11 protein-coding genes and 1 other annotated feature are annotated in these 14,031 nt (G+C 38.5%); all 11 genes read left to right on the top strand.

All coding sequences use genetic code 11. The annotated features are described in order from the left end of the window. Positions 1-8 precede the first annotated feature (8 nt). The 11 genes from parC (at position 9) to hisS (ending at position 14,030) form a co-directional block, all read left to right on the top strand. Positions 9-2,522, top strand: coding sequence for a DNA topoisomerase IV subunit A (parC, locus tag G4Z02_RS09110; RefSeq protein WP_258877710.1), 2,514 nt, complete (start codon positions 9-11; stop codon positions 2,520-2,522). Positions 2,523-2,657: 135 nt separating this feature from the next. Next, complete coding sequence (locus tag G4Z02_RS09105) at positions 2,658-3,728, top strand: Fic family protein (RefSeq protein ID WP_258877709.1); 1,071 nt, start codon at positions 2,658-2,660, stop codon at positions 3,726-3,728. Positions 3,729-3,737: 9 nt separating this feature from the next. Next, positions 3,738-4,565, top strand: a complete 828-nt coding sequence (locus G4Z02_RS09100) for a beta/alpha barrel domain-containing protein (protein WP_258877708.1) — start codon at positions 3,738-3,740, stop codon at positions 4,563-4,565. Between the two features lie 9 nt (positions 4,566-4,574). Then, on the top strand, positions 4,575-6,227 hold the full coding sequence (gene argS, locus G4Z02_RS09095; RefSeq protein WP_258877707.1) for an arginine--tRNA ligase: 1,653 nt from the start codon (positions 4,575-4,577) through the stop codon (positions 6,225-6,227). 34 nt (positions 6,228-6,261) lie between these two features. Then, positions 6,262-7,836 carry a single-stranded-DNA-specific exonuclease RecJ gene (gene recJ / locus G4Z02_RS09090; RefSeq protein WP_258877706.1) on the top strand — a complete coding sequence of 525 codons (1,575 nt, stop codon included), beginning with the start codon at positions 6,262-6,264 and terminating at the stop codon, positions 7,834-7,836. 63 nt (positions 7,837-7,899) lie between these two features. Next, positions 7,900-8,412, top strand: coding sequence for an adenine phosphoribosyltransferase (locus G4Z02_RS09085; protein ID WP_258877705.1), 513 nt, complete (start codon positions 7,900-7,902; stop codon positions 8,410-8,412). 12 nt (positions 8,413-8,424) lie between these two features. Then, positions 8,425-10,596 carry a RelA/SpoT family protein gene (locus G4Z02_RS09080; protein WP_258877704.1) on the top strand — a complete coding sequence of 724 codons (2,172 nt, stop codon included), beginning with the start codon at positions 8,425-8,427 and terminating at the stop codon, positions 10,594-10,596. Then, entirely contained in the window at positions 10,596-11,036 is a 441-nt protein-coding gene (gene dtd / locus G4Z02_RS09075) for a D-aminoacyl-tRNA deacylase (RefSeq protein ID WP_258877703.1), read from the top strand. The genes G4Z02_RS09080 and dtd overlap by 1 nt, the downstream gene beginning before the upstream one ends. Position 11,037: 1 nt before the next feature. Continuing rightward, positions 11,038-11,838: a GNAT family N-acetyltransferase gene (locus tag G4Z02_RS09070; protein ID WP_258877702.1), complete on the top strand. Its 801-nt coding sequence runs from the start codon at positions 11,038-11,040 to the stop codon at positions 11,836-11,838. Further along, positions 11,839-12,438, top strand: a complete 600-nt coding sequence (locus G4Z02_RS09065) for a GNAT family N-acetyltransferase (protein WP_258877701.1) — start codon at positions 11,839-11,841, stop codon at positions 12,436-12,438. A gap of 26 nt (positions 12,439-12,464) precedes the next feature. After that, positions 12,465-12,667: a binding site (T-box leader), on the top strand. Between the two features lie 40 nt (positions 12,668-12,707). Continuing rightward, positions 12,708-14,030 carry a histidine--tRNA ligase gene (gene hisS, locus G4Z02_RS09060; protein WP_258877700.1) on the top strand — a complete coding sequence of 441 codons (1,323 nt, stop codon included), beginning with the start codon at positions 12,708-12,710 and terminating at the stop codon, positions 14,028-14,030. Position 14,031: the final 1 nt, after the last annotated feature.

The following is a 14,031-nucleotide window of genomic DNA, read 5'->3' as shown; positions in this document are numbered from 1 at the left end:
GTATGGACATGGCGAAAAAAACAGTTGATTTGATTAGCGAATTTGTCGATCAAAAAATCATTGAAGAAAATTTAGAGTCCATTGTTGGTGAACGTTTTGGTCGATATTCCAAATACATCATCCAAGATCGTGCACTCCCAGATGTTAGAGATGGACTAAAACCAGTACAACGTCGAGTTTTATACTCGATGTTTAAACTAGGAATGTTTAGCGATAAACCATATAAGAAATCGGCCCGTATTGTTGGCGATGTCATCGGTAAATACCATCCACATGGTGATACATCCGTTTATGATGCAATGGTACGCTTAAGTCAAACTTGGAAGATGCTAACACCCCTCGTAGACATGCATGGTAACAACGGATCCATTGATGGTGATTCCTCTGCGGCAATGCGCTATACAGAAGCGCGGATGTCAGCTGCGAGCGAAATACTTTTACAAGATATTGAAAAACGGACCGTTGATTTTGTACCGAACTTCGATGATGAAGAATATGAACCAACCGTTCTTCCATCACGTTATCCAAACTTACTATGCAATGGAGCAACTGGGATTAGTGCTGGATATGCAACCGAAATTCCTCCCCATAATTTACGTGAAGTAATTAACGCCGTTGTCAAGCGAATAGAGAAACCCGATATTACCATTGACGATGTCATAAAGATAATGCGTGGTCCAGATTTTCCAACAGGCGCGATTGTTCAAGGAAAAGATGAAATCCGTAAAGCCTTTGAAACGGGCCGTGGTCGGATCATCATCCGCTCTCGGACAATGATAGAAAATCAGCAAATCATAGTGACTGAAATTCCCTATGAAGTTAACAAAGCCGCTTTGGTTCGTAAGATTGATGATATCCGTATCAAAAAGCAAATTGATGGAATCGATGAAGTCCGTGACGAATCCGATCGTGAAGGGTTACGGATCGTTGTTGATGTAAAAAAAGGATTTGATCCGCAAGTTATCGAAAGTTTTTTATTAAAAAAGACAAATTTAACCAAATCATATAACTACAATATGGTCGCTATTAATAACAAACGTCCGATGCTAATGGGTGTGCTGCAAATTATAGATGCCTATATTCTACATCAGAAAGAAGTCATTACAAACCGATCGAATTATGACCTTCGTCGAGCGGAAAAACGACTCCATGTAGTGGATGGTATTATTAAAATGATGGATGTCTTGGATGAAGTAATTGTCCTTATCCGTGCATCTAAAAATAAAAAAGACGCAAAAACAAAATTATCGAAAGCCTTTAAATTTAGTGAAGAACAAGCAGAAGCTATTGTTACTTTACAACTATATCGATTGTCTTCAACCGATATCAAATCATTGCAAGAAGAAATGCGATCATTACAAGAAACCATTGCTGAACTTCAACTCATTTTGAATAATGAGACCGAGTTAGAACGAGTTATCGTTGATGAACTTCGTACCATTCAGCGTAAATTAGCGACAAAACGATTAACAGATATTGAAGAAGAAATCGAGAAAATTACAATTTCTGAAGAGGAACTAATCGCTGAGGAACAAGTAGTTGTTGGTATCACAAAAGAAGGATATATAAAATCGACATCGATTCGTTCGTATCGTGCAACAGAGGAAGTAACACTACGTGATAATGATTCAATGATCTTTGTTGATGAGGTATCAACCCTGAATACAATCTTGATGTTTACCAACAAGGGGAATTATGTTTACTTGCCTGTATACAAGATACCAAGCTATAAATGGCGTGATTTAGGTACGCACATTAACAACATAGTTCAATTAGAAGAAGATGAATTTATCATCAAGGTTCTACGGATTAATGACTTCTCTGAACCTAAATCACTACTGTTTGTTACCAAGAAGAATTTGATTAAACAAACGGCTCTTGCTGACTTTGATGTGTCACGATATACCAAAACAATCCGTGCGATTGCACTAAACAAGGGTGATGAAGTAGTTGCGATCGACATTACCGATAATCCCGATGCAGAAGTTATCATCTTCTCACAACGTGGTGAAGCATTGCGATTCAACCTGAATGAAATTCCTTTAACATCAACAACTGCTAAAGGTGTTAAGGGGATGAATCTTTCATCCAAGCAACATCTTGCTTCGGGAATTGTTCTGAAAAATCATCACGATCTCTTAGTATTATCGAACCGTGGTCATATCAAACGAATTGGTGTAACGGAAATTCCAAAAAAACGCCGAACGAACAAAGGTGTTCAAATGTATAAAATCGTTCGATCGAACCCTCATTTAGTACAAGATACATGTATCATGAACGCCACACAATATAAGAACCGTGTAATCATTCGTATTAATACAACGACGCAGGAAGTATTGGTAAATGCGTTTGATGTAAAATATGAAAAATCCGAAAATGGTAAACAGTTTGTAAGACCGAAAAAAGGAACACCATTGTTTATGGATATTGAACAAGTGGAAGAAGATCCTTCCATTACACCACTATCGGACTACGTACGAGAAGAAGATCACGAAATTGTTCAACAACAATTATTTGAATAAAAAGTAGCCTCGCTACTTTTTTTCTTATTATATTCATCATTTTTCGTAAATGACTACAAATATACGCTTTTTCCATTGAAATTATTGTCAAATATAGTAAAATATATATATAATTGTTATGTTTGAGGTGAATTTATGAATTGTATGCAAAATCTTACACGCACTCAAATACCAAACGATGTGATTATGGATTATATTCGACTGTACAAGTCGATTGGAAATAATCGACACAATCATGATGTATTAGAGGGCGATTATGAAGTAATGGTGCGACAAACGGTACGTAATAATACGTATTATTTTTCACGATTATTTGATGTTAAAGTCTCGGATGCACGGTTTAAGTCGTTGATTTATAAGGGTGTAAAAACAAAAAACAAAGAAGAACGGTTGGTTCTTCAAATTTACAATGCGTTTATTAAAATCCACGAGGATGCAGATTCATTTGAGTTGCTCGTCTCGGAAATTCAAGACTTAGCACGATTTTTGTATTCCGATTTGGTTACCCCTCAAAAACTGCAATTTCGTAAACTAAAATCTACAGGCAAAACAACCTCCTTATTAACCAGTAAGAATGGAAGTACTCGTGAATCCTTAGAACAGTTAATCCACTTATATCAACGTGCACTTGAGCATCAAGAGTATGAAGTTGCTTATATCATTATGAATTTTTACATTGATTTCATACATATCAATCCGTTTTATGACAAAAATCAAGAAGTTGGATTGATGTTGATGTTTATATTGCTATTAACAAGTGGGTACGAAGTGTTTGAATACATCAGCTTCTTTGAGTTGCTCTATAAACGTCGTGAAGACTTTAATGAAGCCGTTATTCGATCTAGTTTCAACTGGGAAATGGGCTATGCCCAGATTTTACCATTGCATCAATTAGTACTCGAATTTTCAATGAATGCATATGAAACGTTGAACGATCTTGTTCGCGACTATCAGTTTGATAAACACTTGAATAAATCCGATAATGTTGAAAACACCATCTTAAAACTACCAGAAATTTTTAGTAAAGATGACATTCGTAATGTTCATCCATATATTTCTGACTCAACAATCAATCGTACCCTAAAACGATTACGTGACGACAAAAAAATTCGACCACTTGGAAAAGGACGAAGTGCGAAATGGATGAAATTGGTAGAAACAAACAGTAAGAAACTTCGTTTTGAACAATTAGATTTAAAATTATAGGATCGTACTATGAACAACAAAATTCAATCCTTTCTTGAACGTGTCATTGGAGAAGATTTAGGACAAGGAGACATCACAACTGATCATGTACTTGAATCAGAAATGTGTGAAGCAATCATCATTGCTCATGAGACTGGTGTGGTTAGTGGGATTGATATTGTCCAACAACTATATGATATGTTGGATCAATCGATCTATATAAAAGTCCTGAATCCAGATGGGTCATTTGTAGAAAATGGCGATATAATAGCTATATTGAGTGGTTCTTTGAAATCAATTCTACATGGCAAAACGATTGCATTGAATATTCTTCGTCATATGGGTGGTATTGCATCTGTTGTGTCAAAATATGTACAGTTAATTGAACATACAGATGCCAAAATTCTTGATACGAGACAAACAACTCCAGGTATTCGTCATTTAGAACGGCAAGCAGTTATTGATGGTGGTGGTATCAATCATGCAGTGAATCTTCATGACATTGCCGTGATTACACAAGACCACAGTGTTTCAAATCGAACAATCATTGACATGGTGAATCAAATCAAGAATCAAATTGACCACAATGTGATAATTGAGGTTCAAGTAACATCAATAGCATCGTTTGTTGAAGCACAACAATCTGCATGTGATATGATCATGCTGTATCATATGACGTTAGAAGATATGAAAGTTTGTATTGAAAATAACACACAGAATAAAGTACTTGAAGCACGAATCAACTATGATAAAGACACCCTAATTACACTTGGTGAATGGGGTGTACACTTTATTAGCATTGATCAATTTATCGCTTCAAGTAATGGGTTAGACATCGAAATAAAAATAAACACATAGGTGATACGAATGAACATTGAACAACTACAACTAAAAATTAAAGATGAAATAGCAGCAGCATTACAAAGTTTGGCGTGGTTTGATGACGCAATTGAGATCGAACTTGAAGTGCCAAAAGACAATAGTAATGGCGATTATTCGTCAAACATTGCCATGAAATATGCACGGGTTGCACGAAAAGCCCCCTTGTTAATTGCAGAAGACATTGTTGCACAATTATCTATCGATAATCTGCCACTGAAAGAGGTTCAAGTCGCAAAACCGGGTTTTATTAACTTCTATTTAGACCCATCGTTTGTTTTGGATACTGTCAATGTCATTAATCAAGAAGGATTCCATTATGGTGATCTTACTATTGGAAATGGACAACATTACAACATTGAGTTTGTTTCGGTAAATCCTACTGGAGCAATTCATATCGGTCATGCCCGAGGTGCAGCAGCAGGGGATTCCTTAGCACGAATATTGAACAAAGCTGGATACCAAGTGACACGTGAATACTATGTTAATGATGCTGGTAATCAAATTAATAATCTCGCGAAAAGCATTAATGCACGCTACCAACAATTGTTTAATCCGGACTATCCGATGATTGACGATGGGTATTTCGGACCAGAAATTATTAATTTGGCAAAAGAAGTACAACAGGAATATGGAAAACGGTTTGTCGACGAAGATGGTGAAGCATTCTTCCGCAATTTTGGCGTGCATCGCTTATTAGATGGATTACGCGTTGACTTGGACCGTTTTGGCGTTGAATTTGATATTTGGTTCAGTGAAAAAAGCCTATATGAGAACGACGAAGTAAATAAAGTTGTCACGTATTTGAAAAACAATGACTTCACCTATGAGAAAGATGGTGCAATTTGGTTAAAAACCAGTGAGTACGGTGATGAAAAAGATCGTGTCATCATTAAGAGTGACGGGAATTTCACATATGTTACCCCGGATATTGCCTATCATAAAAACAAGTTGGATCGTGGGTATACAAAACTGATTGATATTCTTGGTAGTGATCATCACGGATATATTTCACGGCTAAAAGCGGCCATTGAAATGATTGGTGGACGTAGTGATTTATTAGAAGTTGACTTATTACAGATGGTGAAAGTTTTGCAAAACGGTGAAGAGGTGAAAATGTCTAAGCGCAGTGGTAAGGCGATTACTTTGGGCGATTTAATTGATGAAGTCGGTGCCGACCCAATCCGATATTTCTTTGCTGCACGCTCCTTGAATTCGCAAATGGATCTTGATTTGGATTTAGCCATCCGCCAAACCAATGAAAACCCGGTATATTATGTGCAATATGCGCATGCTCGTATACATAGTATTTTTGAGAAAGCATCCGTTCAAGGAATCGACTTTGATCACAAACAACATACATTTAAAACAATCGATAACGATAAGACAATCGAGCTCGTTGTCCTTCTTTCACAGTACCCCGCAGTTATTAAATCTGCAGCGGAATCGCGACAACCACATCGATTGGTAAACTACATCTATCAAGTGGCTACAGCATTTCATAGTTTTTATAATTCCGATTATGTCATTCAAGATGACCAGTTAAAGACACAAGAACGTTTAGCAATTCTAAATGCTTGTCAAATCGTCTTACAAAACGCACTTTCATTAATTGGTGTAAGTGCACCAGAGAAAATGTAGGCGGTCGATAGCAATCAAAGGTTAGGAGATACAGATGTTTACATGGAAAATAAAAAATAAGGATCTTGATCAAAATAATTTGGTCAGGGACATTTACCGCGCTCGAGGCGTTGATAACTACCAAGCGTTATTCCAGTTGGATGAACGTTCTTTTCATGATCCCTACCTCCTAAAGGACATGCAAAAGTCAGTTGACCGGATTATGCATGCGATTGAAAATAAGCAATCCATTTTAGTGTATGGTGACTACGATGTTGATGGAATTACGAGTACATTTTTAATATACAGGGTTCTGCAAGAACTCGGTGCAAAAATTGATTATGACATTCCCAATCGATTTGTTGATGGGTATGGATTATCCTATTCCAAAACCTTTGATATCGTCAATGAAGGATACGACCTTGTCATCACAGTAGATAATGGTATTAAGAGTATCGAAGAAGTCAAAATTCTAACGGAGAATAATATTGACGTGATTGTTACCGATCATCATGAAAGTGAAGCGGAATTACCCAATGCATTCAGTATTCTTCATACACAGTTATGCGAGTATCCATTTAAACCACTTGCTGGAGTCGGTGTCGCCTTTAAACTTGCCCAAGCATTAATCGGTGAAGAAGCATTGGAATATATCGACATTGTTGCCTTGGGAACGATTGCTGATATGATGCCACTCGTTGAAGAAAACCGCGCTTTTGTCAACGTTGGATTACAAAAACTTGCCCATTCGTCCAATGAAGGCTTGCGTAACTTACTTGCATTCTTAGACATCACAACCCCTTCTGTGGCTGATGTTCAATATAAAATCGCACCACGAATAAATGCTTGTGGTCGGATGAAAAGTGCAAAATTAGCCGTTCATCTACTCGAAGCGACGAACACACAAGAAGCATTACGATACATTACCGAGATTGAGGAAACCAACAATCGACGTAAAAAACTAACGCAAGTGTTGTACCAAGAATCCGTATTAAAACTAAATCATACAGAGCCCAGTATTATAGTCCATTCACCGCGAATGCATGAAGGGGTACTGGGTATTGTTGCATCGCGTTTAGCCAACGAATTTAGCAAAGTCAGTGTTGTCCTAAAAGAAGATGAATTCACCTATCGTGGAAGCATTCGTTCCTACAGTGGAATTGATGTCATTTATGTCTTGGATCAGTTAAAGGATTTGCTAATTCGTTATGGAGGGCATCAAAATGCCGCGGGATTAGAATTTAAGAAAGAGCTTCTTGACGAGTTTAAAGATCGATTCAATGAGCAAATACCAACGGCACACCGAGATGATAGTACGGTAGCTGAAGGATACATCGATATTCAAACCTTGGATATCAATCAGATTACTGAATTGGAACGATATGATTTAAAAGATGCCGTCTTTGTATTTAAAGATATCTATCCAGATAATCGATACCTAATCAAAGGAGAACATACAAAACTCATCATTGGTCATGACAGTGAAGCGATTTTCTTTAACAATAAAACTCTCTATAATAAATTAAACAAAACCAATCCGGTAACACTTCTGGGCCGTCTTGATGTGAATTATTTCCGGGGTCGGTATAAAAAACAAATCATAATTGATGATTATTACACAAAAAACTAAAAGTTACTCCAAATAACTCGTTATTTGGTATAATAAGTGTAAGTGAATAATGGAGGAGACCATATGAATTTAAAAGACTATATTGCCAATGTGCCAGATTTTCCAATTAAAGGAATTCAGTTTAAAGACATTACCCCGTTAATTGGGGATGGTGAAGCATTTCGTTATGCAACCAAGCAGTTTGTTGATTTCACCAAGCAAATCAATGCAGATATTATTGTTGGCCCTGATGCGCGCGGGTTTATCTTTGGATGCCCCGTTGCAACCCAACTTGGTCTCGGATTCATACCAGTACGAAAACCTGGTAAACTTCCCCGAGAAGTGATTGAACACAGTTATGATTTGGAATATGGAAGCAATACGCTTTGTCTTCACAAAGGGGATGTCAAACCCGGACAACGCGTTCTCATTATTGATGATTTATTAGCAACCGGTGGAACCATCGATGCTGCCATCCATTTGGTAGAAGAATCGGGTGGGGAAGTCGTAGGACTAGCCTTTTTGATAGAACTTGTGGAACTGCAAGGCCGCCAAAAATTAGAAGGGTATAACGTATTATCGTTGATGAAATTCTAAGAAGGTGATCGTATGGCAACAGCCAATGTTGAACGATTGATTGCAGAAGTTTCAACGTATATCACAAATACCACTGATATCAACAACATCAAAGAAGCCTTTGATTATGCCAAAAAAATGCACGAAGGACAATATCGCAAAAGCGGTGATGAATACATTGTTCATCCCTTAGATGTTGCCATGATTCTCAGTGAATATCAAACCGACCCAACCACAATAATGGCTGGGCTTTTACACGACGTCTTAGAAGATACTCCGGCAACATTCTCCGATGTGAAACAGCAATTCGGTGAAGATGTTGCCCTTTTAATCGAAGGGGTTACCAAATTAGGTCAGTATAAGTTTAAAGAGACCGATCATGAAAAAGCGAAAATTGCCGCCCAGGCGAAAAACTATCAAAAAATGTTACTGGCGATGTCCCGCGATATTCGTGTTGTCATCGTCAAACTCGCAGATCGTTTAAACAACATTCGAACACTGGGTGCTTTGCCACCTGAAAAACAACAACGTATCGCCCGTGAAACGATGGATATTTACGCCCCTTTAGCTCACCGTTTAGGGATGTATGTGATGAAAGCAGAACTGGAAGATACCTGTTTCAAATATCTTCAAAACCATAAGTATCGTCGCATTGCTCAGTTGATTGCGGATACGAAACACAACCGCGAAAAAGACTTGAAAATGATGCAGACTAATATTGATTATTTACTATCAGAAAACAATATTCAATCCAATGTTATGGGTCGAATTAAAAACATCTATTCCGTCCATAAAAAAATGGTTGATCGCAACAAAGAATTTGAAGACATCTACGATTTGCTTGCGTTACGGATTATCGTTGATTCGATTGAAGACTGTTATCGGACAATCGGAATTATTCACTCCAAATGGACACCGATTCCCAATCGCTTTAAAGACTACATTGCGATGCCAAAACCCAACTTGTACCAATCCCTACATACCTCTGTAATTGCCAATGGTAAGGTATACGAGATTCAAATACGAACCGAAGAAATGGATCACATTGCTGAGTATGGGGTCGCTGCACATTGGGCTTACAAGGAAAATGTGTCACCACGAAAAATGACGGATGAAGTCATGGAAAAATTAAAATGGTATGGGGACTTGGTAAAATTCACGAAAGAAAGCGACAATGACAGTGATGTTGTCAACTTACTACGAGATGATATCTTTAACTCCAATGTTTACGTGTTTACACCAAATGGTGATATTATCGACTTACCCGCTGGATCAACACCCCTTGACTTTGCCTTCCGAATTCATACCCAAGTGGGGATTGAAACCGTTGGTGCGATTGTCAATGGGAAGATTGTTCCGCTTGAATACGAATTAAAAACCGGTGATATCGTCAATATGAAAACCAGTGTGAACTCGTTTGGTCCAAACGATAACTGGTTAAAGATTGTTAAAACGTCTAATGCCCGGTCGAAAATAAAGAGCTATCTCAATAAAAAACGTCGTTCGGTGTTAATTGAAATGGGACGTGAAGACTTTCAAAGAGAACTCCAACAGCGCAATGCAAAAGTCGAACTAAACGATAAAAAAGTGAAACAATTATTTAGTAAAAAAGGCGCTAAAACCATTGATGATTTGTATTTCGAAATTGGTAAAAATACCATTTCACCGGGTAGTGCGGTAAATGCGCTAGTCGAAAAAGAAGAATACACCGAAGAAGACCTGATTCAACGGATTAATGAGTCGGTCTATTTGGATCAAAAATCCGATACCAACATCATTGTTGAAGGATTGCAAAATCCGTCCATCAAGCTATCTAATTGTTGTACCCCGATTCCAGGAGATCCGATTACGGGATACATCTCCAAAGGAACTGGTATTGCCGTTCATCGCCGCGAATGCAACAATTTAAAAGCCCTTGATAAAAAACGCTATATCGATGTATTTTGGGGTAATGACAATACCAAACAATATTCGGTAAATCTGCGTATTATCGTTCAAAACCGCGATAACGTATTAGCGGAGATTATCAATACTGTCACTTCCAATCAAGGAAAAGTGATTCAAGTAGCCGCATCGACTAATCGCCGTTTAGAAGGAATTATTAAACTAAAAGTATCGATTAAGAATCGTAAAGAACTACAAGGAATCATCCGTAGTTTACAAAACATCTCCGATGTCTTTAGCATCGAACGGATGATGAAATAATGAAACTTGTTGTTCAACGTGTATCCCAAGCATCCTGCCTTGTCAATCAACACATTGTGGGTGCAATTGATGCTGGATTTGTCGTGTTTGTTGGGTTTACCCATAGCGATACGATCGATGAAGTCCGATATCTCGCGAAAAAAGTTGCTAAACTACGGGTATTTGAAGATGAAAATGGGAAATTGAATCAATCGCTACAAGATTGTGGTTACGCCGTTTTAAGCATCTCTCAGTTTACGTTATATGGCGATGCTAAAAAAGGGAATCGTCCATCGTTTACCGAGGCAATGAATCCGATTCAAGCAGAAGAACTATATTACGCCTTTAACAAGGAGTTAGAAGATGTTCACCACATACCTGTCGCAACGGGACAGTTTGGTGAACATATGGTTATTGAAGCAATCAATGATGGTCCCGTTACCATCCTTTTGGAGAAATAATATGATCCGATTATGCACAGAAACCGATCGAACGAATGTCTTGAACTATCTATACCAAAATCCCTCGTATAATATCTTCCCCATCGGCGATATTGAACACTTTGGTTTTGATAGTGATTTTCAGCATGTCTACATCGAGGAAGATGAACACCAACAGATTATAAGTTTGCTGTTGCGATATCGCGAACACGGCATATTTTATACTGAAAAAGATGTGTTTAACCCCGCCTATCTTGACATCATGAAACAACATGATTTAGCCTACATTAGTGGGAAAACAGACATTATGAAGTTGGTCAAACCATATCTTGATAACTTTGATGAAAAACTCGAGTACTTTTGTGCGACCAACAAAGAGACTGTACAAGTCGAGTCAATCAATGATCCCGAGATTCATCTTGTCCAAACGACAGAGGATATGGGACGTTTGTATGATTTATTATCGCTTATAACAGAATTTGGGATTTTTAAAAAATCAAAAGCCGAGTTCATCGAATCCAAAGCCTTAAGCATTCAAATGGGGGATACGTATTTCATTGAAGAAGATGGACAGATTGTCAGCACTGTTGCCGTTACCGCTGAAACGACAATCAACGGTATGGTCGTTGCAGTTGCCACCCATCCCGATTATCGCAATCGCGGGTATGCAAGTCGCTTGATGAAGCGCTTGTTATCACGATATCTGATTGAAAAAGAGAAGGACTTATGTTTGTTCTATGACAATCCCAAAGCCGGTGCGATATACATCCGTTTAGGATTTGAAGAAATCGGTATGTGGAGTATGTTTGAAAGAAGGGATTAGATGGAACGGTTACTATTACCTACAATTACGACGAAACGTCTGGTACTGCGCGCGCTAATCCGTCAAGATGCACCGGATATTTATGACTATGCCAACGATCCCCGCGTGGGACCAAGTGCCGGATGGAAACCGCATGAATCGATTGATGAAACCTATCGTTTTATCGATTATTCGATTAAAAAGAAAGAGTACGGGCAACCCGGTATTTTTGCGATCGTACTTCAAGACACTGGACGAGTCATTGGCACAATCGAAATTCACTCGTATCGTCAGTTTAAGGGTGAAATTGGCTTTGTTCTTCATCCGAAGTATTGGAATCAAGGCTACATTACTGAAGCTGCCCAAGCGGTCATCATATACGCGATGGAATATCTTAAGTTGAAACGACTCGCCTATTGTCATTTTCCTGAGAATGATGTATCCAAACGTGTTTGTGAGAAGTTAGGCTTCACTTTTGAAGGTGTTTTACGTGATAAATTCTTACTGTACGATGGCACATTAAAAGATGATGTCACCTATAGCATCACCCAACAAGATTATGAAAATGGCACAATTTCATGGATAAACGACGTGAAAAAGGATGTATTGATTGACTATTAAGCGAATATTTAGTATAATTTACACCGTAAAAACCAATGAGGAAGACCAGTACATTGGTGTGATGTTCTAGAGAGTGATGCCGTGGCTGGAAGCATCATCATTCACCCAATCGAACGACACTTCCGAGGGCTTTTCTGAAATCAGTAAGAAAAGACGTTTCCTCTCGTTACGAGGTTAAGTGCCCGAATACGGGAACTAAGGTGGTACCGCGGAATATTTCGTCCTTAAACGTTGTTTAGGGACGTTTTTTTATCAAAAGGAGTGATTTGATGTATCAAAAAATGAAAGGGACATACGATGTATTACCCACCGAAAGTGGGAAATGGCACGCTTTAGAAAAAGCGATTCGTAATGTCAGTAAGTTATACAATTACAAAGAAATCCGAACACCTATCATCGAGTATACGGAACTGTTTCATCGCAGTGTCGGTGAATCGACGGATATTGTCAGTAAAGAAACCTACGATTTTATCGATCGTGGGAAACGATCGAATACATTGCGTCCCGAAGGCACAGCCGGTGTCGTACGTAGCTATATTGAAAATAAACTGTATGCGGACAAATTACCCGTTCAAAAGGTGTATTATGTCGGACCAATGTTCCGCTATGAACGTCCCCAAAAAGGTCGTTATCGTCAGTTTATGCAGTTTGGTGCTGAAGCCTTTGGTTCATCGAGTCCCCAGCTTGATGCAGAAATTATTGCTTATGCCGTAAGTGTTCTCAAAGCGTTAAAAATCAAGGACGTTACCGTCCGTTTAAACAGCCTTGGTGATCACGATTCAAAGGCAGCGTATAAAGACGCATTGATGGTTCATTTAAAGCCATCCATCACTGAACTGTGCCACGATTGTCAAACTCGTTATGAAACCAATCCACTGCGGATATTGGATTGTAAAATTGATAACAATCATCCCGTTTTGGTGGAAGCACCCAAGCCCATGGATTATCTCACTGAAGAAGATGCAAATCACTTTGATGCAGTTTGTGACTACTTGGATGCGATGAACATTGATTATGTGATTGATAAAAATCTTGTTCGCGGACTGGATTACTATACCCATACGGTATTTGAAGTCGAAGCACACTTAGAAACACTTGGCGCTCAAAACGTCATTTGTGGTGGTGGTCGTTACGATCACCTTGTAAAATCTCTTGGGGGACCAGAAGTACCAGGAGTTGGTTTTGCATTCGGTTTAGAACGTTTATTGTTTGCCTTAGAGAGTATACAGTTCAAAGGGGATCCCCAATACTTGCATCTGTTCTTGATGATCCTTGGTGAGGAGCAGAAAGCCGATGGTATGGCGATGTTAAATCGTTGCCGTCTTGGTGGCTTGTTCGCCGATATCGATTTTATGGATCGCGGAATGAAAGGTAAATGGAAACAAGTAGAGCATCACAATGCTCGTTTTGTCGCCATTTATGGCGCAAACGAAAAAGCCAATAATAAAATCAATATTAAAGATCAACAAAGTGGAGAAGAAGTGACAATCTCAAAACATCAACTCTACAACCACATTGTGGCAGAATTAATGAAACCAAGTCACGCTTGTACGTCTTGTGAAGCCGACAGTTGTGACGATTGTGAGGAATAAT

Source organism: Candidatus Xianfuyuplasma coldseepsis, assembly GCF_014023125.1.
Taxonomy (GTDB): Bacteria; Bacillota_I; Bacilli_A; order Izemoplasmatales; family Izemoplasmataceae; genus Xianfuyuplasma; species Xianfuyuplasma coldseepsis.
Note: the sequence above shows the minus strand (reverse complement) of the source record. Positions and strands in the feature narration are given on the sequence as shown.

What these genes read in the sequence shown, in the direction of transcription:
- G4Z02_RS09080 (WP_258877704.1), top strand. Translation starts at nt 8,425, where the DNA reads ATGGCAACAGCCAATGTTGAACGATTGATTGCAGAAGTTTCAACGTAT.
- G4Z02_RS09085 (WP_258877705.1), top strand. Translation starts at nt 7,900, where the DNA reads ATGAATTTAAAAGACTATATTGCCAATGTGCCAGATTTTCCAATTAAA.
- parC (WP_258877710.1), top strand. Translation starts at nt 9, where the DNA reads ATGGCGAAAAAAACAGTTGATTTGATTAGCGAATTTGTCGATCAAAAA.
- G4Z02_RS09105 (WP_258877709.1), top strand. Translation starts at nt 2,658, where the DNA reads ATGAATTGTATGCAAAATCTTACACGCACTCAAATACCAAACGATGTG.
- dtd (WP_258877703.1), top strand. Translation starts at nt 10,596, where the DNA reads ATGAAACTTGTTGTTCAACGTGTATCCCAAGCATCCTGCCTTGTCAAT.
- G4Z02_RS09100 (WP_258877708.1), top strand. Translation starts at nt 3,738, where the DNA reads ATGAACAACAAAATTCAATCCTTTCTTGAACGTGTCATTGGAGAAGAT.
- argS (WP_258877707.1), top strand. Translation starts at nt 4,575, where the DNA reads ATGAACATTGAACAACTACAACTAAAAATTAAAGATGAAATAGCAGCA.
- G4Z02_RS09065 (WP_258877701.1), top strand. Translation starts at nt 11,839, where the DNA reads ATGGAACGGTTACTATTACCTACAATTACGACGAAACGTCTGGTACTG.
- recJ (WP_258877706.1), top strand. Translation starts at nt 6,262, where the DNA reads ATGTTTACATGGAAAATAAAAAATAAGGATCTTGATCAAAATAATTTG.
- hisS (WP_258877700.1), top strand. Translation starts at nt 12,708, where the DNA reads ATGTATCAAAAAATGAAAGGGACATACGATGTATTACCCACCGAAAGT.
- G4Z02_RS09070 (WP_258877702.1), top strand. Translation starts at nt 11,038, where the DNA reads ATGATCCGATTATGCACAGAAACCGATCGAACGAATGTCTTGAACTAT.